Source organism: Streptomyces sp. NPDC060194 (assembly GCF_042728285.1).
In the GTDB taxonomy this organism is placed as follows: domain Bacteria; phylum Actinomycetota; class Actinomycetes; order Streptomycetales; family Streptomycetaceae; genus Streptomyces.
Genome location: NZ_JBHWZH010000051.1, coordinates 22733 through 40518, shown reverse-complemented (window position 1 = coordinate 40518; position 17786 = coordinate 22733). Strand labels below are relative to the sequence as shown.

The following is a 17786-nucleotide window of genomic DNA, read 5'->3' as shown; positions in this document are numbered from 1 at the left end:
AAACGCCCGGTTACATTCCGAACCCGGAAGCTAAGCCTCACAGCGCCGATGGTACTGCAGGGGGGACCCTGTGGGAGAGTAGGACGCCGCCGAACAAATTGTGAGAAAACCCCCGCACCACAGGTGCGGGGGTTTTCTGCGTTCAGGCCGGCCGTCGTCGGGACGAGCCGGAGGGGATGCGTTTCCCGTCGCCGTCCTCGGAAGAGGGCCGGTTGAGAACCTCCGAGGCTACCGGGCCGGAGGGCCGCCCGGGTGGGCGGTGCCCGGCAGGGTGTCCGTCCACTGGGAAGAATTCGGCCAGCGGGAGCGCGCCTGCTCCTGGGATCGCATGAGCGCGTACGTCGGCAGTTCGTACGGCCGGCCCGAGGTGCGCAGGAGCTCGGGGAGTCGGGGGATCGGGGCGACGGCGGCGACGTCGTCCAGGACCAGGGTGAGTGGTAGGTCGAGCCGACCGTCGGTTGACCGTGCGGCCATGCGGCGGCCGTGCTCGACCACGCTTGCGGTGAGCGCGGTGAGGAGCGGCACGGCGCCGGGATGCGCCCGCGGGTCCTCGACGGGTTCACCGACCACGTAGAGCGTGCCCGTCTCGGGGACGAATGATGCGAGCGCGAGGGTGTCGGCGCGGTTCGCCGTGCAGGCCTCGCGGATGTGGAGGGAGGCGTGCGCGGCGAGGGCGTGGGCGACCAGCGCCGTGGCGGTGGACCGGCGTTCGTCGTGCGAGGTCAGGGCGGACTCGAGCTCGCCGGCGGCTCCGGCGGCCGCGTCGGCGTGCGTGCGGAGGATGGTGACGGGCTCCTGCGGCTGCGTCCCCTGGGCCCAGCGGTGGACGTGCTTGACGGGGCGGCCGTCGAGTGCGGCCGCGTGCAGCCAGCTGCGCAGGAGGGTCTCCGCGGTGTCGGCCGTCGCCGCGTCGCGCCTGGCGCCGGGCCGTACGGGCGCGAGGAGGGCGTGGGCGCGGGCCGCGGCGGTCCACCGGTCCTCGCAGTCGGCGGTCGGCGACCAGTGGAGGCGGACGGCCGCGTCCGTGCGGTGGGTGGGGTCGTAGACGTGGACGGGGCCCAGCTTGGCGCGGGCGCTGCGGGACTCCTCCCAGAGGGCGGGGTCCGAGGTGAGGACCAGGACCGCGCCGGGGGCGTCGGCGATCGCCCGCAGGGCGGTGGTCCTGCGGGCGGCCGGGGGTCCGTACGACAGCGCGGGCACGGTGATCGGGGGCGGCAGCGGTGTCCCGGGCCGCGAGGGCTCGGCGCGGTGCTGGGGCGGCAGCGGTACGGCGGCCGTAGGTACCTGGGCGGAGGACCGGGGCTGTGCCGGACGGCTCTCCTGCGGCTCCGGGACCCCCCGTGGCTCCGTGCCGGGCACCAGGCGCGCCCCGGGGGCCCGCCGGGCGGCTCGCACGGCCCGGGCCCGCGTGACCGTCCCCAGCACGAACACGGCGAGGACGAGCCCGACCATGATCTCGCCGAGGAGGATCCCCCAGAAGAGCCCGTAGCCCGGGAGCTGTGTCCGCGGGGTGGCGGGCCAGGCCGCGGGGAGGTCCTCGGGGGCGGTGGCGAGGGAACGGATGGCGGCGGGGGAGTCGGAGAAGGCGACGCCGTCCGGCCAGGAGCCGTGCACCAGGAGGCCGGCCGCGCCCGTCGCCGTCCAGACCAGGGCGGTCAGGGACAGGAGGAACCCGAGCAGCCCGAGGACGAGGCCGTCCGGGACCCCGCCCGTACCGCGCTGCTGTTCCCCCGCCATCGCCGGCCCCCTGCCCTGTCCGTCGCGCCCGTCACGCCACCGTCGACTCCGGATCGCCCAGACGGTCCATCAGGGCGGCGCGCTGCTCCGTCTCCAGCTCGGCGGCGAGGAGGTCGTCGGCGATGGCCGCCTGCTGCGCGGAGGACTCCGTCATGGCCCGGTCGGTGTAGACGAGCGGGCGCTCGGCCTCGGTGATGAGGTGCTTGACGACCTGGACGTTGCCGTTGACGTCCCAGACGGCGATACCGGGGGTCAGGGACGGGATGATCTCCACGGCCCACCGGGGCAGGCCGAGGACGAGGCCGGTCGCACGGGCCTCGTCGGCCTTCTGGGCGTAGATGGTGCGCGTGGAGGCCATCTTGAGGATCGCCGCCGCCTCGCGGGCCGCCGCCCCGTCCACGACGTCGCTGAGGTGGTGGACGACCGCGACGAAGGACAGACCGAGCCGGCGGCCGAACTTCAGCAGCCGCTGGAACAGCTGGGCCACGAAAGGGCTGTTGATGATGTGCCAGGCCTCCTCGACCAGGAAGATGCGTTTCTTCCGGTCGGGGCGGATCCAGGTGTGCTCCAGCCACACGCCGACGATCGCCATCAGGATCGGCATCGCGATCGAGTTGCGGTCGATGTGCGAGAGGTCGAAGACGATCAGCGGCGCGTCGAGGTCGATGCCGACGGACGTGGGGCCGTCGAACATGCCGCGCAGGTCGCCGTCGACCAGCCGGTCGAGGACGAGGGCGACGTCGAGGCCCCAGGCGCGGACGTCGTCTATGTCGACGTTCATCGCCTCGGCGGAGCGCGGCTCGGGGTGGCGGAGCTGCTCGACGATGTCCATGAGGACGGGCTGGCGCTCGACGATGGTCGCGTTCACGTAGGCGTGGGCGACCTTGAGCGCGAAGCCGGAGCGCTCGTCGAGGCCGTGGCCCATCGCGACCTCGATGATGGTGCGCAGCAGGGCGAGCTGGCCGGTGGTGGTGATGGACGGGTCGAGCGGGTTGAGGCGGATCCCGCCGTTCATGGCCGCGGTCGGGTCGAGGCGGATGGGGGTTATCCCCAGCTCCTCCGCGATCAGGTTCCACTCGCCGACGCCGTCCTCGCCCTGCGCGTCGAGGACGACGACCTGCCGGTCCTTGAAGCGCAGCTGGCGCAGGACGTAGGTCTTCTCCAGGGCGGACTTGCCGTTGCCGGACTCGCCGAGGACGAGCCAGTGCGGGGCGGGGAGCTGCTGGCCGTAGAGCTGGAAGGGGTCGTAGATGTACCCCTTGCCGCTGTAGACCTCGCGGCCGATGATCACGCCGGAGTCGCCGAGGCCGGGGGCGGCCGTGGGCAGGTAGACGGCCTGGGCCTGGCCGGTGGAGGTGCGGACGGGCAGGCGGGTCGTCTCCACCTTCCCGAAGAGCAGGGAGGTGAAGGCGTCGCTGATCGCGGACAGGGGATCTCGCATGGGGCCTTACCTTCGGATGCCGGTGGCGAACGGAAGGGTGTTGACGAAGGCGCGGTGGTGCTCGCGGTCGCACCACTCCAGCTTCAGGTACGACTTGCCGGCCGAGGCGCGGATGGTGCGCTTGTCGCGGGCGAGTGCGTCGGGGTTGCGCGAGGAGACCGTGATGTAGCCGACGAGGTTGACGCCGGCGGCGCCGCTGGCGAGGTCCTCGCCGCGCTGGTCGAGGCGGCCGTGGGCGGCGATGTCGCGCGGGTCGACCGTGCGGTTCATCTTGGCCTGCCGGGACGCCTCGGCGTCGTCGTTGGTCTTCTCGGTCAGCATCCGCTCGATGGCGATCTCGGTCGGTTCGAGGTCCATGCAGACGGCGACCGTGCGGATGACGTCGGGGGTGTGGACGAGCAGCGGGGCGAGGAAGTTGACGCCGACGGGGGTCATCGGCCACTCCTTCACCCAGGCGGTGGCGTGGCACCAGGGGGCGCGGGTGGCCGACTCGCGGGTCTTGGCCTGGAGGTAGGTGGGCTCCATCGCGTCGAGCTCGGCCGGCCAGGCGTTGCGCCGGGTCATGGCCTGGATGTGGTCGATGGGGTGGTCCGGGTCGTACATCGAGTGGACCAGGGAGGCGAGGCGGGCCTGGCCGAGGGGCTGGCGGACGCGGATGTCGGCCTCGGCGAGGCGGGCGCAGATGTCGGTCAGCTCGCGGGCCATCACGACGGCGAGTCCGGCGTCCCGGTCGACCTTGCGGCCGGCGGCGGGCCGGGCCGCGCGGGCCATGGTCTGCGCCTCGGCGGACAACTCGCGGGTGAAGTGCATGCAGGCGACCAGGTACGCGCGGTGCTGCTCGCTGGAGGTCGAGACCATGGACTGCAGCTGGTCGTAGGAGTCCTGGAGCCAGGCGGGGGACTTGGTGTCGCCGCGCTGGGCGACGTCCTTGGCGTGCGCGTCGGGGTCGGCGGGCAGCGTGCGGGCGAGGATCTGGAGCCGGCTGACGAAGCCGTCGCCGTTGGCCACGTGCTTGAGCAGGGTGCCGAAGCGGTCGACGAGGGCCTCCTGGTCCTCGCTGTCGCGCAGGCCGACCCCCGGGCCCTCGATCTCGATCGCGGCGGTGACCGTACGGCGGTCGGCGTGCAGGAGGACGGCGATCTCGTCCGGGCCGAACGGGGCGGCCAGCCAGTTGATGCGGCCGATGCCGGGCGGCGGGACGACCTCGGTCTCCTTGCCGTCGGCGCGGGTGCCGGCCTCCATGGCGGAGGAGCGGTAGGCGGTCCCGGACCGCAGGGAGCGCTTGTAGCTGCGGTTGATCTCGAACCACTTGTAGAACGTGCGGTGGCGGTAGGGGACGTACACCGCGGCGAGCGCGATCAGCGGGAAGCCCATGAGCAGCACGATCCGCAGCGTGAGCTGGGGGACGAGCAGGCCGCACATCATGCCGAGGAACGCGCCCGCGATGATCAGCGCGATCTCGCCGGTCTCGCGGTTGCGGCCGATGATCGCGTTGGGCCGGGCGCGGCCGATGAGGTACGTACGGCGGGGCGTGACCGGGTGCGCGTGGGACGGGGTCGTCAACGCCCTTCACCTCCTGTGCGGTTGTGCGGGGTGGTCGTACGGGGCGGGGGTGCGGCGGAGGGGACAGTTCCGCCGCCGGACCCGCCCGCTGGGGTGCGGGAACTGTGGGCCGACATGCCGCCGGAGACGGCGTTCGCGGGGCGCGGCTGGGCGTCGGAGCCGCCGCCCTGCCCGCCTCCGCCGCCGTTGCTGCGGGCGCTGTGGGTCTTGATGCCCTGGGCGACGAGGGTGGCGGGGGAGCTGATGACGGCGGCGGCGGACGAGCCGTCGGTGGCCCGCTTGCGGCCGTGCCGGGCGGAGGCGATCTCGTCGCCGAAGCCGGGCACGAAGCGGTAGATCATGGCGCTGGCGAAGATCGCGAGCAGGATGATCGCGAGGCCGGAGACGACCGCGGAGAACGCGTTCGGGCCGTCCTCGGCGGACAGCGCGCCTGCGAGGCCGAGGACGATCACGATCACCGGCTTCACCATGATCACCGCGATCATGATCCCGGCCCAGCGGCGGACGTGGCCCCACATGTTCTTGTCGACCAGGCCCGCGTAGACGACCGTGCCGAGCAGCGCGCCCACGTAGAGCAGCGCGGCCCTGATGACGAGTTCCAGCCAGAGGATGCCCGCCGCGAGGATCGAGACCAGGGAGACCACGATCAGCATGATCGGTCCGCCGCCGATGTCGTCGCCCTTCTTCAGCGCCTCGGCGAACGAGCCGAAGAAGACGTCCGTCTCGTTGCCGGACGCGGCCGCGATGATCTCCGTGACGCCGTCGGTCGCCGAGACGACCGTGTAGAGGATCAGCGGGGTGAACGCGGAGGCGAGGACGGTCAGCCAGAGGAAGCCGATCGCCTCCGACAGCGCGGTCGTCAGCGGCACGCCGCGGATCGCGCGCTTGGCGACGGCCAGCAGCCAGATGACGAGCGTGAGGATCGTGGAGGCGGCGAAGACGACCGCGTACTGCTGGAGGAACGTCGTGTTGGTGAAGTCGACGGTCGCGGTCTCCTCGACGGCCTCGGAGAGCTTGTCCACGGTCCAGGCGGCTGCGTCCGCGCAGCCCTTCCCGAGGGAGGCGAGGGGGTCGAGGGTGCTGAGGGCGTCGCTGCCGGGGGTGGGGGCGGCGGGGGAGCCGTCGCCGGAGTCGCAGTAGTCCCGTGCGGGGCCGCGCAGGGCGTCACAGGGGTCGTCGTCGGGCGCGGCGGCGGCCCGGCCGGCCAGCAGGAGCATCGCGCTCTGCGCGGCCGTCAGGGCGGCGGCCAGGGAGAGGACACGGCGGCGGTTCTTACCGGGCATAGGTGAACCCTCCGTACTGCTCGACGGCGGCGGCCATGTCCTCGGCGTCGGAGGCGGCCTGGTCGCGGCCGACCGGCACCGGACCGTCCTTCTGCGTGAAGTCCGTGATCTTCCAGTTCCCGTCGACCCAGGTCAGATCGAAGGTGTTGGTGTACCAGCTCTCCGAGACGGGGTTCTTGGAACCCTCGCCCGCCAGGCCGAACAGCGCCGAGTACCAGACCGAGACGCGGGCGGAGTCGCCGCCGTACTCCTCGACCTTGGAACCCACCGGGTTGAAGCGGCTGATGAACGTCTGCCCCTCGGGGGCGGTGCCGTCCGCCTCCAGGCCGATGCTGGTGAGGAACTTCTCGCTCGAGTAGACCTCGTCCAGCGACTTCAGCCGGTCCTCGACCACGGCGGGCGCGTACACGGCCCGGGCGATCTGCGTACGGCGGTCGCTCCGGTACATGCCGTCGGAGCCGAGCGCCACGTGGTAGTTCACGGCCGCGCTCTGCGCCCCCGCCTCGCTGCGCGCGAACCCCGTCGGGATGCCCGCCGCCTTGCCGTCGACCGGGCGCTCGCCCGTCGGGGCCGTGGCGGACGCCTCGGGCCCGCTCGCTCCGGTGTCGTCCTTCGCGCCGTCCCCGCCGCGGTTGGCGAAGGCGATCGCGGCGAGCAGGAGGACGACGACGCCGACGATCATCACCAGGTTGCGGGAGGACGGCGCACGGCCCGGCCGCCGCCCCGAGCGGTGGCCGGCTTCGTCGTCGGGGTAGCGGTAGCGCGGCGGGGCCGCCACGCCGCGCACGTCACCGCGGTCGGTGTCGCCGAAACCGTGCTCGTCGTCGTAGCTCATGCCCTCACGTCCCCTCGACCTGTCGCCGGAACCGGATCCGCCCTACCGCCTCGTACGACGGTAGCCGTGCTGTTTCCCGCGCGCGCGGGGTGTGGTGACTGGACATCAGGGAGACGCAACCTCAGTCGGGTGGCACGGCGGACGGGAGGACGGAGGGGGAGGCGGCGGGCCCGGCGCGGTGACGCCGGGTCAGACGGCCATGCCGTACACGATGGTGAACAGCGTGCCGAGCGAGCCGATGATGAAGACGCCGGTGAGACCGGCCACGATGAGGCCCTTGCCCTGCTCGGCACTGAACGTGTCGCGCAGCGCGGTCGCGCCGATCCGCTGCTTGGCCGCACCCCAGATCGCGATGCCGAGGCACAGCAGGATCGCGATGGCCATGACCACCTCGATCATGATGCGGGCCTCCTGCCCGAGGGACCCGAAGGGCCCCCAGTCCGGTGCGATCCCGCCGATGATCGTCGTGATGTCGCCCTCTTCGGCTGCCAGAAACATGTAACTCACCGCCCAGTCATGGGTAGTTCCGTGTCCCCCCTGCCACTGCGCAGAGGCCAGAGCCATTGTTGCCGAGATCCCGCGATCCCGTATGTCGACTTGGCGTCATAGTGGTGTCGGAACGCGTATCGTCACTCTGTGTATCACGCTGGGGTACGCCGGGCAATGATGGCCGGGCCTGCGGCTCGAAAGCCGCGGTGCGCGAGTGGGTGATTTGTAGGATGACCGGCGATCCCCCGCGCGGGCGACGGCGGTCCCTCGGTGCCGCAGTAGGACTGGACCGGGCAAAGCCGGTTCCTGGCAGGGATGGTGACGATGCGTAAGGCATGGTTCGTCGGGACGGCCGTCGCCGCGGCAGGCGTGAGCTTCGTGCTGCTGCTCGTCGTCGGGACGTACATGGTCGCCGGGAACCTGATGAACGGGGTCGGCGGGGGCGGGCGGGCCGTCGGGCTCGTCAAGGGCTCGGTGCCGGCCGCGTACCAGGCGCTGGTGCAGAAGTGGGGCAACCTCTGCCCGGCCATCAACCCGGCGCTGCTCGCCGCCCAGCTGTACCAGGAGAGCGGCTGGAACCCCCGCGCGCAGAGCCCCGCGGCCGCGCAGGGGATAGCGCAGTTCATCCCCGGCACGTGGGCCGCGCACGGCGTCGACGGCGACCAGGACGGCGACCGCGACGTCTGGGACCCCGCCGACGCGATCCCCTCGGCGGCCACCTACGACTGCTCGCTGGCGAAGTACGTCGAGGACGTGCCCGGGAACCCGACCCACAACATGCTCGCTTCGTACAACGCGGGGGCGTACGCGGTCATCAAGTACGGCGGCGTCCCGCCGTACAAGGAGACGCAGAACTACGTCCAGCGCATCACCGAGCTGTCCAAGAGCTTCGCGAAGCCGGTCGGCCGGGTCGACCCGAGCAAGCAGGCGGCCGGCGCGATCTACTACGCGCAGAAGAAGCTCGGCACGCCCTACCTCTGGGGCGGCGACGGGACGGCCGCCGACGGCGGGCGCTTCGACTGCTCGGGGCTGACGAAGGCCGCGTACGCCTCCGTCGGCATCACGCTGCCGCGCGTCGCCAACGACCAGTACAACGCGGGCGAGCACCCGAGCCGGGACGAGCTGCTCCCGGGGGACCTGGTGTTCTTCTCCGACGACCTCACCAACTCCCGCGCCATCCGGCACGTCGGGCTCTACGTCGGCGGCGGGTACATGATCGACGCGCCGCGGACGGGGGCCGTCATCCGCTTCGACCGGATCGACACCCCGGACTACTTCGGGGCCACCCGGGTGACGGCGGCGGGCGCGGAGGCGCTGCCGACGAAGCTGCCGGAGTCGGTCGAGGCCGCGGGGCCGGCCGCCCCGGAGGAGACCGGTCCGGATTTGTGACGTTTGGTCATCTGGCTGGAACTCAGCGTCAGGGCACCCTCTTGAGCTGCGGGGACGAGTCACTCTTCGATAACGTCCGAGTGATCTTTCCGTGCAGAGTGGAACGTGGACGGGGGGAGCGGACGTTCCTCGTTCACGGGCGCGGGATGCTGGTGTCGGCCGACGGCCGGACGGCGGCCCCGGCGGTCCCGTGGGCACCGTGAGCTCGACGAGTACGACGCACCAGGCAAGGGGCAGTGGAGATGGCTGGACTTGAGGCCTCCGGGTCGAACCCCGACGTCAGCCTGCTCTACGACATCAACGGCGTCGCCCAGGACGCCCCGCACTGGGTCGACCGGACCATGGAGTTCGTCGGCGAGTACGGCACGATTCTCGCGCTGGTGCTGCTCGGGCTGTGGGCGTGGTGGAGCGTCCGGCGGCGGGCCGTCTCGCGCGACGAGGCGGTGAGCGGGGTGGCGGGACTCGTCTGGGCGCCGCTGGCCGCGGCGGTCGCCCTGGTGGTGAACATCCCGATCCGGGGGTTCGTCGGCCGCCCGCGGCCGTTCCTCGACCACGAGGGGCTCGAGGTGCTGGTCGACGGGAAGACGGACTTCTCCTTCGTCAGCGACCACGCGACGATGGCGATGGCGCTGGCGGTGGGGATCTTCGTCGCGCACCGGGGGCTGGGTGTCCTCGCGATCCTCGTCGCGCTGTTCGCGGGCGTGAGCCGGGTCTACATGGGGGTGCACTACCCGACGGACGTGATCGGGGGGTTCGCGCTCGGCACGGCGGTCGCGCTGCTGCTCGCGCCGCCGGCCCTGGCGCTGCTGACGCGGGTCGTGGGGGCGGTGGAGCGGTCGCGGGGCGGGCGGCTGGTGTGGGCTCCGGTCGTTCCGGCCGAGGTGTCGCTCCCCGCCCAGGCGATGGCGTCGTCGCGCCGCGACGACCCCGCCCGCGACCTGGCGGCGTAGCTCCGCAGCAACCCTTTTCGGCCGTCCCGGCGGAGGTCACGCGCCGGCGGGCACCGCGTTCTCCCGTTCGTGTGCCGCCGCGTCCTCGCGGGCCTTCGAGCGGGCTCTGCGGGAGGGGCCGCGCCAGCCGCAGGCGCAGATCGCCGTGACGAAGCTGCCGGTCTCGGTGGTGGTGGTGCGGTGTGCGGACACCGTTCAACCGTAGCGGGCGTGACGGCGGGTGGGGACCGTCGTTAGGCGGGGTACGCGGCGGGACGGGAGTCGGTGGGCGGCGATGGTCAGGGACGTGCGGGGTCGGGGCGCGGGTGGTGCGGCGGGGGTCGCCGCGGTGGTGCTCTCGGTGCTGGGGACGACGGGGTGTTCGGTGGACGGCGCGGCGGCCGAGGACCGGATGTCGGGGGAGCGGGGCGCGACGCTCGTCCGGGGGGCCGCGGAGCGGCTGGTGCGGGCGGGGACGGCGAGGACGCGGACGTCGATGGAGATGGCCAGCGGCGGCACGCGGGTGACGATCCGGGGCGAGGGGGCGTACGACTTCCGGTCCGCGACCGGGCGGCTGGAGGTGGTGCTGCCGGCGGACCCCGCGGGGGTGCAGGAGCACCGGCCGATCACGGAGATGCTGGCGCCGGGCGCGCTCTACATGAAGAACCGCGGCGCGGGGGTGCCGGCGGACAAATGGGTGCGGATCGAGACCGCCGGGCTGAACGACGGCAACCTGGTGACCGGCGGCGCCACGGACCCGATGGTCGCGGCGGAGCTGCTGCGCGCGGCGTCGGACGTGGACTACGTCGGTGAGAAGCGCGTCGGCGGGACGGAGGTGCGGCACTTCCGCGGGACCGCCGACCTGGGCCGGGCCGCGAAGGAGGCCTCTCCCGGCGCGCGGGGCCCGCTCGCCGCGGCGGCGAGGGGGTTCGCCAGGGACCTGGTGCGGTTCGACGCCTACCTCGACGAGGAGGGGCGGCTGCGCAAGGTGCGGCACCGGTTCAGCTTCAGCGACGGGATGGCCGCGGGCGGGACGGGCGCGGGGGGCCGGGCGATGGAGGTCGCCTCCACGACGCTGCTCGACGGTTTCGGCACCCGCACCCGGTGGCGGCTGCCCGCCGAGGAGGACATCTTCGCCGGGACGATCGCCGAGCGCTGACGCCGCGTCCGGGGGGCGTGAAAATGGTCCGTCCGTGCCATGCGCCGGGCGTGCCGCACTGCCTACGCTGGGGTCCGCAGACGGCGGGAGGAGGTGATGGACGTGGCCCCTGTGGGACGTACCGCCGTGTCGGATCATGTCGCTCTCGCCGAGATCGAGCTGTACGGCGAGCTGATGATCGCGGCCGCGGCCGCGATCGGAGAGCGGCTGCCCGCGGACCGGATCGACGAGGTGCTCAAGGTCACCGCCCCACGCCGACCGGCCGACGGCGACGGGCCGCGCGCCCCGGGCCCGTAGCCCCGGACCCGGCTGCGGCCCCCAGGGGCCGGCCGCCCGCAGCCCGTCCCCGGTCGTGCGGGCCGGGTCGCCTCACCGGGCCGCCGGGGCCGGTCCGGAGGGCTCGCGCGTCACGTCCGCAGCAGGCGGGCGATCGCCTTCGTCGCCTCGTCGACCTTCGTGTCGATCTCGTCGCCGCCCTTGACCGCCGCGTCGGCGACGCAGTGGCGCAGGTGCTCCTCCAGGAGCTGGAGGGCGAAGGACTGCAGGGCCTTGGTGGACGCCGAGACCTGGGTGAGTATGTCGATGCAGTAGACGTCCTCGTCGACGAGCCGCTGCAGGCCGCGGATCTGGCCCTCGATGCGGCGCAGGCGCTTGAGGTGCTCGGACTTCTGGTCGTGGTAGCCGTGGGTGGCGGGCGTGGTCTCGGCCACACCCGGCCGCGGTCCTTCGCCGGCCGGGGTGGTGCCGACCGCGGGGGTGCCGGCCTCGGTGGTCGTCATCGTGCCCTCCGGTGGGACAGTGCGGGGATTCCGGGGGTTTTCATACCCCTCCTGGGTATAGGGTACCCGTCCTTGCGCAAGGTGCTGGTACCGCTTGCCGATCACTCTGCCCGATGGGCGACACTGGTGCGATGCCGGTTAGCCGTGGCCGGATGATGCGCCTAGCATCAGCCTGACCGGTACCCACGACAGATCCCACGCACCCCGAGGACCCCTTGTGCGCTTTCGTCTGACCCCCAGGGAGACGAGCTTCTACGACATGTTCGCGGCGTCCGCCGACAACATCGTCACGGGCTCGAAGCTCCTGATGGAACTGCTCGGAGCGGATCCGTCCGCCCGGGCCGAGATCGCGGAGCGGATGCGGGCGGCCGAGCACGCGGGTGACGACGCGACGCACGCGATCTTCCACCAGCTCAACTCCTCGTTCATCACGCCGTTCGACCGCGAGGACATCTACAACCTCGCGTCGTCCCTCGACGACATCATGGACTTCATGGAGGAGGCCGTCGACCTGGTCGTCCTCTACAACGTCGACGAGCTGCCCAAGGGCGTCGAGCAGCAGATCGAGGTCCTCGCCCGGGCCGCGGAGCTGACCGCCGAGGCGATGCCGCACCTGCGGACGATGGACAACCTCACCGAGTACTGGATCGAGGTCAACCGGCTGGAGAACCAGGCCGACCAGATCCACCGCAAGCTGCTCGCGCACCTCTTCAACGGCAAGTACGACGCCATGGAGGTCCTGAAGCTGAAGCAGATCGTGGACGTGCTCGAAGAGGCGGCCGACGCGTTCGAGCATGTCGCGAACACCGTGGAGACCATCGCGGTCAAGGAGTCCTGAGGCTTCGTGGACACCTTCGCCCTCGTCGTGACCATCGGGGTCGCGCTCTTCTTCACGTACACCAACGGCTTCCACGACTCCGCGAACGCGATCGCGACCTCCGTCTCCACCCGGGCGCTCACCCCCCGCGCGGCGCTCGCCATGGCCGCGGTGATGAACCTCGCGGGCGCGTTCCTCGGCAGCGGGGTGGCCAAGACGGTCAGTGAGGGGATCATCGCCACGCCCGAGGGCCGGACCGGGATGTGGATCCTGTTCTCCGCGCTCGTCGGAGCGATCATCTGGAACCTGATCACCTGGTACTTCGGCCTGCCCTCGTCGTCCTCGCACGCGCTGTTCGGCGGGATGGTCGGGGCGGCGCTCGCCGGCGGCACGGTCGTGTACTGGACGGGCGTCCTGGAGAAGATCGTCATCCCGATGTTCCTGTCGCCGATCGTCGGCCTGGTCGTCGGGTACCTGGTCATGACGGCGATCATGTGGATGTTCCGGAAGTCCAACCCGCACAAGACGAAGCGCGGGTTCCGGATCGCGCAGACCGTCTCGGCGGCGGGCATGGCGCTCGGCCACGGTCTGCAGGACGCGCAGAAGGCGATGGGCATCGTCGTCATGGCGCTGGTCATCTCCGGCCACGAGAAGTACAGCGACCCGATCCCGGTCTGGGTGAAGCTCGCCTGCGCCGTGATGCTGTCGCTCGGCACCTACGCCGGCGGCTGGCGGATCATGCGGACGCTCGGCCGGAAGATCATCGAACTCGACCCGCCGCAGGGGTTCGCGGCGGAGGCCACGGGCGCGTCGATCATGTTCGCGTCGTCGTACGTCCTGCACGCGCCGATCTCCACGACGCACGTCATCACCTCGGCGATCATGGGTGTGGGGGCGACGAAGCGGGTCAACGCGGTGCGGTGGGGCGTCGCCAAGAACATCGTCCTGGGCTGGTTCATCACCATGCCGGCGGCGGCGACGGTCGCGGCGCTGAGCTTCTGGGTGGTGCATCTCGCGTTCCTCTAGGGACGCCGCTCCTCACGCACGGCAGAGGGCCCGCCCCCGGTCTCCCGGGGGCGGGCCCTTTCGTCCTGCGGTGGCACCGCCATGCAGCACCGCAGACGGTCGGGACGGGCCTGGCGCCGGTTATCCGAAGCGGCCCGAGATGTAGTCCTCCGTCGCCTGGACGGAGGGGTTGGAGAAGATCCGCTGGGTCTCGTCGAGCTCGATGAGCCGGCCCGGCTGCCCGACGGCGGCGAGGTTGAAGAAGGCGGTGCGGTCGGAGACGCGGGCCGCCTGCTGCATGTTGTGCGTCACGATGACGATCGTGAAGCGCTCCTTGAGCTCGCCGATGAGGTCCTCGATCGCCAGCGTGGAGATCGGGTCGAGGGCGGAGCAGGGCTCGTCCATGAGGAGCACCTGCGGCTCGACGGCGATCGCGCGGGCGATGCACAGGCGCTGCTGCTGGCCGCCGGAGAGGCCGGAGCCGGGCTTGTTCAGCCGGTCCTTGACCTCGTTCCAGAGGTTCGCGCCGCGCAGCGACTTCTCGACGACGTCGTTCAGCTCGGACTTCTTGTACGAGCCGTTGAGCTTGAGGCCGGCGGCGACGTTGTCGAAGATCGACATGGTCGGGAACGGGTTCGGCCGCTGGAAGACCATGCCGATGGTGCGGCGGACGGCGACCGGGTCGACGCCCGTTCCGTAGAGGTCCTCGTCGTCGAGCAGGACCTTGCCCTCGACGCGGCCGCCGGGGGTGACCTCGTGCATGCGGTTGAGGGTGCGCAGGAAGGTGGACTTGCCGCAGCCGGAGGGGCCGATGAAGGCGGTCACGGAGCGGGGTTCGACGGTCATCGAGATGTCCTCGATGGCGCGGTGGGTGCCGTAGTAGGCCGAGAGGCCCGACACGTCGATGCGTTTGGCCATGGCGGTGGCTCCTTATCGGGTGCTGTGCTGGGGGGCCTTCCAGCGGGCGATGCCGCGGGCGACCAGGTTGAGGATCATGACGAAGGCGATCAGGGCGAGGGCTGCGGCCCAGGCGCGGTCCTGTGAGGCCTCGCTCCCGGCCGCGTACTGCTGGTAGATGTACAGCGGCAGCGATGCCTGCGCGCCCTCGAAGGGGTTCTCGTTGATGAACGGGTTGCCCCAGACCAGCAGGAGGACCGGGGCGGTCTCGCCGGCGATGCGGGCGACCGCGAGCATGACGCCGGTGGTGATGCCGCCGATCGAGGTCGGGATGACGACCTTGAGGATGGTGCGCCACTTGGGGATGCCGAGGGCGAGCGAGGCCTCGCGCAGCTCGTTCGGGACGAGCTTGAGCATCTCCTCCGTCGAGCGGACCACGACCGGCATCATCAGGATCGCGAGCGCCATCGCGCCGGCCCAGCCGGAGGGTCCGAAGCCGAGGATCTGGATCCAGAAGGACAGGACGAACAGGCCCGCGACGATCGACGGGATGCCGGTCATGACGTCCACGAAGAACGTGACCGCCTGCGAGAGCCGGCCGCGGCCGTACTCGACCAGGTAGACGGCGGTCAGGAGGCCGATCGGGACGGCGATCAGGGCGGCGAGGCCGACCTGCTCCAGGGTCCCGATGATCGCGGCGTTGATGCCGCCGCCGGTCTCGGCGTCGGCGACCACGCCCATGGAGTGGGACAGGAAGTAGCCGTCGAAGACCTTGAGGCCGCGCTCCAGGGTCTCCCAGACGAGGGAGAGCAGCGGGACGAGGGCGGCGACGAACGCCAGCCACACCACCGAGGTGGCGAACCGGTCCTTCGCCTGCCGCGGGCCCTCGACGACGGCGGCGAGCGCGTAGGACCCGGCCAGGAAGACGAGGCCGGCGATGAGCGCCCACTGGATGCGGGAGTCGAGTCCGGCGAGCGCGCCGATCGCTGCGCCGATCGCGGCGGAGGCGACCGCGAGCCCGGCGGGGGTCCAGCGCGGGAGGCGGGCCGCGGTGAGGGACGGCTTGCGGCGGTCGGGCGCCGGGGGCTTGTCCATGACGGTGGCGCTCATGCGTTGGCTCCCGAGTACTCCTTGCGGCGGGCGATGATCGCGCGTGCGGCGCCGTTCACCAGGAGGGTGATGACGAAGAGCACGAGTCCGGAGGCGATGAGGGCGTCGCGCCCGGCCTCGCTCGCCTCGCTGAACTTGCTCGCGATGTTCTGCGCGAAGGTGCCGCCGCCCGGGTCGAGCAGGCTGGCGTTGATGAGGAAGTTGGGGGAGAGCACGGTGGCGACGGCCATCGTCTCGCCGAGCGCGCGGCCCAGGCCCAGCATCGAGGCGCTGATGACGCCGGAGCGGCCGAAGGGCAGCACGGTCATCCTGATGGTCTCCCAGCGCGTCGCGCCGAGGGCCAGGGCGGCCTCCTCGTGCATGCGCGGGACCTGGAGGAAGACCTCGCGGCTCACGTTGGTCACGATCGGCAGGATCATGATCGCGAGCAGGATGCCGACGGTCAGCAGCGAGCGGGCCGCGCCGCCCTCGTAGGAGAGGACGCCGGTCCAGCCGAAGTAGTCGTCCAGCCAGGAGTAGAGGCCGGTCAGGTTCGGGACCAGGACGAGTGCGCCCCACAGGCCGTAGATGATCGACGGCACGGCGGCGAGCAGGTCGATGACGTATCCGAGCGGCGCGGCGACGCGGCGGGGCGCGTAGTGCGAGATGAACAGCGCGATGCCGACGGCGATCGGAACGGCTATCGCCATGGCGATGACCGAGCTGACGATGGTGCCGAAGGCCAGGACCGCGATGCCGAAGACCGGCGGGGAGGCGTTGGCGTTCCACTCGAAGGTGGTGAGGAAGTTGCCCTCGTTGTCCGCGAGGGCGAGCGTGGCCCGGTAGGTGAGGAAGACCGCGATCGCGGCCATGATCACCAGGAGGGCGATGCCGGAGCCGCGGGAGAGGCCGAGGAAGATCCGGTCGCCGGGGCGGGTCGCGCCCTTCGCCTCCGCGGCGCTGGGCGCCCGGGGCGGTGTCGGTGGCGGGGGTTCGGTGGTGCGGGTGGCGGTTGCCATGGGATGTCTCCGGTCTGCGTACTGCTGGCGGTGGTGCACCGGATGGGCGCCCCGGGGGCCCGTGCGGGGAGGCACGGGCCCCCGGCGGCGTCTTAGGCGAGGCCCTTGACGGTCTCGCGGACCTTCGTGGCGATCTCGGTCGGGATCGGGGCGTAGCCCGCGTCCTTCAGGACCGACTGGCCGTCCTCGGAGGAGATGTAGGTGAGGAAGGACTTGGTGGCGTCGAGCGTCTCGGGCTTGTTGCCCTTCTCGCAGAGGATCTCGTAGGTCACCAGGGTGATCGGGTAGGCCCCTTCCGCCTTGGTGTCGTAGGCGAGCTCGAGGGCGAGGTCCTTGCCCTGGCCGACGACCTTGGCCTCGGCGATGGCCTTGGAGGCGTTGTCGACGGTGGCCTCGACGGGCGCGGAGGCGCCGGTGGCGAGGTCGACGGTGTTGATGTCCTCGCCGGCGTAGCTGAGCTCGAAGTAGGAGATCGCGCCCTCGACCTGCTTGACCTGCGAGGCGACACCGGAGGACTGGGCCGCGGACTGGCCGCCCTTGGCCTCCCAGACCTTGCCGGGCTCGTACTTCCAGTCCGCGGGGGCCGCGGCCTTGAGGTACTTGGTGAAGTTGTCCGTGGTGCCGGACTCGTCCGAGCGGTGGAAGGCCTGGATCTTGGTGGCCGGCAGCTTCGCCTCGGGGTTCAGCTTCTTGATGGCCGGGTCGTCCCACTTGGTGATCTTGCTGTCGAAGATCTGGGCGAGCGTCTTGGCGTCCAGCGCGAGCTTGTCGACGCCGGGGACGTTGTAGCCGACCGCGATCGGGCCGCCGACCATCGGCAGGTCGATGGCCTGGCTGTCCTTGCAGACCTCCTTCGACTTCTCGATCTCCTCCGGCTTGAGCGCCGAGTCGGAGCCCGCGAAGGCGGTCTGGCCCTGGAGGAACGCGGTGACGCCCGCGCCCGAACCCTCGGCCTTGTAGTTGATCTGCACGTCCTTGCAGGCGGACATGTAGGCCTTGACCCAGGCGTCCATGGCGTTCTTCTGCGCGGAGGAGCCGTTGGCGAGCAGCTGGCCCTTGCCCTGGCAGTCGATGTCGCCGGCCGGCGCGGCCTTCGTGGTGCCGCCGCCATCGCCGCCGGTGGACTCGGTGCCCGTGTCGTCCGAGCCGCACGCCGTGAGGGCCAGGGCGCTGGACACGGCGACGACGCCGATGGCGAGGGCGCGAAGCCGGGAGGTGCGCTGAAGCTTCACTGTCGGGTGTTCCTTCCGGGAGCCGCCGCGGGTTGCCGGGCGGCGTGCGTCGAGATGGTGCTGATCTGCGGTTCTGCGGGGAGCGGCGGTGCGCTCCGGGGTGATGCCGGTTCGTTTGTGAGT

The 17786-nt window shown here is 71.5% G+C and carries 18 protein-coding genes and 1 rRNA gene; 7 read left to right on the top strand and 12 right to left on the bottom strand.

Features of this window, described 5'->3' with window-relative positions:
- A 5S ribosomal RNA gene (rrf, locus tag ACFWEG_RS14075) occupies nt 1-95 on the top strand; the annotation flags it as partial.
- A 133-nt stretch (nt 96-228) separates the two neighbouring features.
- Here rrf and ACFWEG_RS14070 read toward each other — a convergent pair.
- From ACFWEG_RS14070 to ACFWEG_RS14045, 6 genes are all read right to left on the bottom strand, one after another.
- Entirely contained in the window at nt 229-1737 is a 1509-nt protein-coding gene (locus ACFWEG_RS14070; RefSeq protein WP_387213846.1) for a type VI secretion protein, read from the bottom strand.
- A 31-nt stretch (nt 1738-1768) separates the two neighbouring features.
- Nucleotides 1769-3178, bottom strand: a complete 1410-nt coding sequence (locus ACFWEG_RS14065) for an ATP-binding protein (protein WP_387213843.1) — start codon at nt 3176-3178, stop codon at nt 1769-1771.
- A gap of 6 nt (nt 3179-3184) precedes the next feature.
- Nucleotides 3185-4741: an SCO6880 family protein gene (locus tag ACFWEG_RS14060; protein WP_387213840.1), complete on the bottom strand. Its 1557-nt coding sequence runs from the start codon at nt 4739-4741 to the stop codon at nt 3185-3187.
- Nucleotides 4738-6024 carry a hypothetical protein gene (locus tag ACFWEG_RS14055; RefSeq protein WP_387213837.1) on the bottom strand — a complete coding sequence of 429 codons (1287 nt, stop codon included), beginning with the start codon at nt 6022-6024 and terminating at the stop codon, nt 4738-4740. The genes ACFWEG_RS14060 and ACFWEG_RS14055 overlap by 4 nt, the downstream gene beginning before the upstream one ends.
- Nucleotides 6014-6859: a hypothetical protein gene (locus ACFWEG_RS14050; protein ID WP_387213834.1), complete on the bottom strand. Its 846-nt coding sequence runs from the start codon at nt 6857-6859 to the stop codon at nt 6014-6016. Before ACFWEG_RS14050 ends, ACFWEG_RS14055 begins: the two co-directional genes overlap by 11 nt.
- 189 nt (nt 6860-7048) lie before the next feature.
- A complete protein-coding gene (locus ACFWEG_RS14045) occupies nt 7049-7357 on the bottom strand; it encodes a hypothetical protein (RefSeq protein ID WP_387213831.1) in 309 nt (102 codons plus the stop codon).
- A 315-nt stretch (nt 7358-7672) separates the two neighbouring features.
- Between ACFWEG_RS14045 and ACFWEG_RS14040 the strand changes: the two genes are divergently transcribed.
- Together ACFWEG_RS14040 and ACFWEG_RS14035 are read left to right on the top strand one after the other, a co-directional pair.
- Nucleotides 7673-8737 (top strand): NlpC/P60 family protein, encoded by a 1065-nt coding sequence (locus ACFWEG_RS14040; RefSeq protein WP_387213828.1) that lies wholly within the window; start codon nt 7673-7675, stop codon nt 8735-8737.
- A 242-nt stretch (nt 8738-8979) separates the two neighbouring features.
- A complete protein-coding gene (locus ACFWEG_RS14035) occupies nt 8980-9687 on the top strand; it encodes a phosphatase PAP2 family protein (protein ID WP_387213825.1) in 708 nt (235 codons plus the stop codon).
- A 36-nt stretch (nt 9688-9723) separates the two neighbouring features.
- Here ACFWEG_RS14035 and ACFWEG_RS14030 read toward each other — a convergent pair whose 3' ends face one another.
- Entirely contained in the window at nt 9724-9879 is a 156-nt protein-coding gene (locus ACFWEG_RS14030) for a hypothetical protein (RefSeq protein ID WP_387213822.1), read from the bottom strand.
- A gap of 82 nt (nt 9880-9961) precedes the next feature.
- Between ACFWEG_RS14030 and ACFWEG_RS14025 the strand changes: the two genes are divergently transcribed.
- Entirely contained in the window at nt 9962-10825 is an 864-nt protein-coding gene (locus tag ACFWEG_RS14025) for a hypothetical protein (protein WP_387213819.1), read from the top strand.
- 96 nt (nt 10826-10921) lie between these two features.
- Nucleotides 10922-11122 carry a hypothetical protein gene (locus ACFWEG_RS14020; RefSeq protein WP_387213816.1) on the top strand — a complete coding sequence of 67 codons (201 nt, stop codon included), beginning with the start codon at nt 10922-10924 and terminating at the stop codon, nt 11120-11122.
- 110 nt (nt 11123-11232) lie between these two features.
- On the opposite strand, the gene ACFWEG_RS14015 is transcribed toward ACFWEG_RS14020, so the two are convergent.
- Nucleotides 11233-11604: a metal-sensitive transcriptional regulator gene (locus ACFWEG_RS14015; protein WP_387213813.1), complete on the bottom strand. Its 372-nt coding sequence runs from the start codon at nt 11602-11604 to the stop codon at nt 11233-11235.
- A 217-nt stretch (nt 11605-11821) separates the two neighbouring features.
- Here ACFWEG_RS14015 and ACFWEG_RS14010 point away from each other — a divergent pair, with 217 nt between their 5' ends.
- The gene (locus ACFWEG_RS14010; protein WP_387213810.1) at nt 11822-12442 is read left to right on the top strand and encodes a DUF47 domain-containing protein; all 621 of its coding nucleotides are present in this window, start codon (nt 11822-11824) and stop codon (nt 12440-12442) included.
- Between the two features lie 6 nt (nt 12443-12448).
- Nucleotides 12449-13447, top strand: coding sequence for an anion permease (locus tag ACFWEG_RS14005; protein ID WP_387213808.1), 999 nt, complete (start codon nt 12449-12451; stop codon nt 13445-13447).
- 120 nt (nt 13448-13567) lie between these two features.
- Here the strand turns inward: ACFWEG_RS14005 and pstB are convergent, their stop codons facing one another.
- The 4 genes from pstB to pstS all read right to left on the bottom strand — a co-directional run bounded on the left by pstB (nt 13568) and on the right by pstS (nt 17663).
- The gene (gene pstB / locus ACFWEG_RS14000) at nt 13568-14344 is read right to left on the bottom strand and encodes a phosphate ABC transporter ATP-binding protein PstB (RefSeq protein ID WP_387213805.1); all 777 of its coding nucleotides are present in this window, start codon (nt 14342-14344) and stop codon (nt 13568-13570) included.
- 12 nt (nt 14345-14356) lie between these two features.
- Nucleotides 14357-15433 (bottom strand): phosphate ABC transporter permease PstA, encoded by a 1077-nt coding sequence (pstA, locus tag ACFWEG_RS13995; RefSeq protein ID WP_387213802.1) that lies wholly within the window; start codon nt 15431-15433, stop codon nt 14357-14359.
- Nucleotides 15430-16431 (bottom strand): phosphate ABC transporter permease subunit PstC, encoded by a 1002-nt coding sequence (pstC, locus tag ACFWEG_RS13990; RefSeq protein ID WP_387213800.1) that lies wholly within the window; start codon nt 16429-16431, stop codon nt 15430-15432. The genes pstA and pstC overlap by 4 nt, the downstream gene beginning before the upstream one ends.
- A 92-nt stretch (nt 16432-16523) precedes the next feature.
- Complete coding sequence (pstS, locus tag ACFWEG_RS13985) at nt 16524-17663, bottom strand: phosphate ABC transporter substrate-binding protein PstS (protein ID WP_387213796.1); 1140 nt, start codon at nt 17661-17663, stop codon at nt 16524-16526.
- Between the last annotated feature and the right edge of the window lie 123 nt (nt 17664-17786).

Bases quoted from the DNA above. Each gene is read 5' to 3' on its own strand.
- ACFWEG_RS14070 (WP_387213846.1), bottom strand. From the start codon at position 1,737: ATGGCGGGGGAACAGCAGCGCGGTACGGGCGGGGTCCCGGACGGCCTC.
- ACFWEG_RS14065 (WP_387213843.1), bottom strand. From the start codon at position 3,178: ATGCGAGATCCCCTGTCCGCGATCAGCGACGCCTTCACCTCCCTGCTC.
- ACFWEG_RS14055 (WP_387213837.1), bottom strand. From the start codon at position 6,024: ATGCCCGGTAAGAACCGCCGCCGTGTCCTCTCCCTGGCCGCCGCCCTG.
- ACFWEG_RS14050 (WP_387213834.1), bottom strand. From the start codon at position 6,859: ATGAGCTACGACGACGAGCACGGTTTCGGCGACACCGACCGCGGTGAC.
- ACFWEG_RS14045 (WP_387213831.1), bottom strand. From the start codon at position 7,357: ATGTTTCTGGCAGCCGAAGAGGGCGACATCACGACGATCATCGGCGGG.
- ACFWEG_RS14040 (WP_387213828.1), top strand. From the start codon at position 7,673: ATGCGTAAGGCATGGTTCGTCGGGACGGCCGTCGCCGCGGCAGGCGTG.
- ACFWEG_RS14035 (WP_387213825.1), top strand. From the start codon at position 8,980: ATGGCTGGACTTGAGGCCTCCGGGTCGAACCCCGACGTCAGCCTGCTC.
- ACFWEG_RS14025 (WP_387213819.1), top strand. From the start codon at position 9,962: ATGGTCAGGGACGTGCGGGGTCGGGGCGCGGGTGGTGCGGCGGGGGTC.
- ACFWEG_RS14020 (WP_387213816.1), top strand. From the start codon at position 10,922: ATGGACGTGGCCCCTGTGGGACGTACCGCCGTGTCGGATCATGTCGCT.
- ACFWEG_RS14015 (WP_387213813.1), bottom strand. From the start codon at position 11,604: ATGACGACCACCGAGGCCGGCACCCCCGCGGTCGGCACCACCCCGGCC.
- pstB (WP_387213805.1), bottom strand. From the start codon at position 14,344: ATGGCCAAACGCATCGACGTGTCGGGCCTCTCGGCCTACTACGGCACC.
- pstA (WP_387213802.1), bottom strand. From the start codon at position 15,433: ATGAGCGCCACCGTCATGGACAAGCCCCCGGCGCCCGACCGCCGCAAG.
- pstC (WP_387213800.1), bottom strand. From the start codon at position 16,431: ATGGCAACCGCCACCCGCACCACCGAACCCCCGCCACCGACACCGCCC.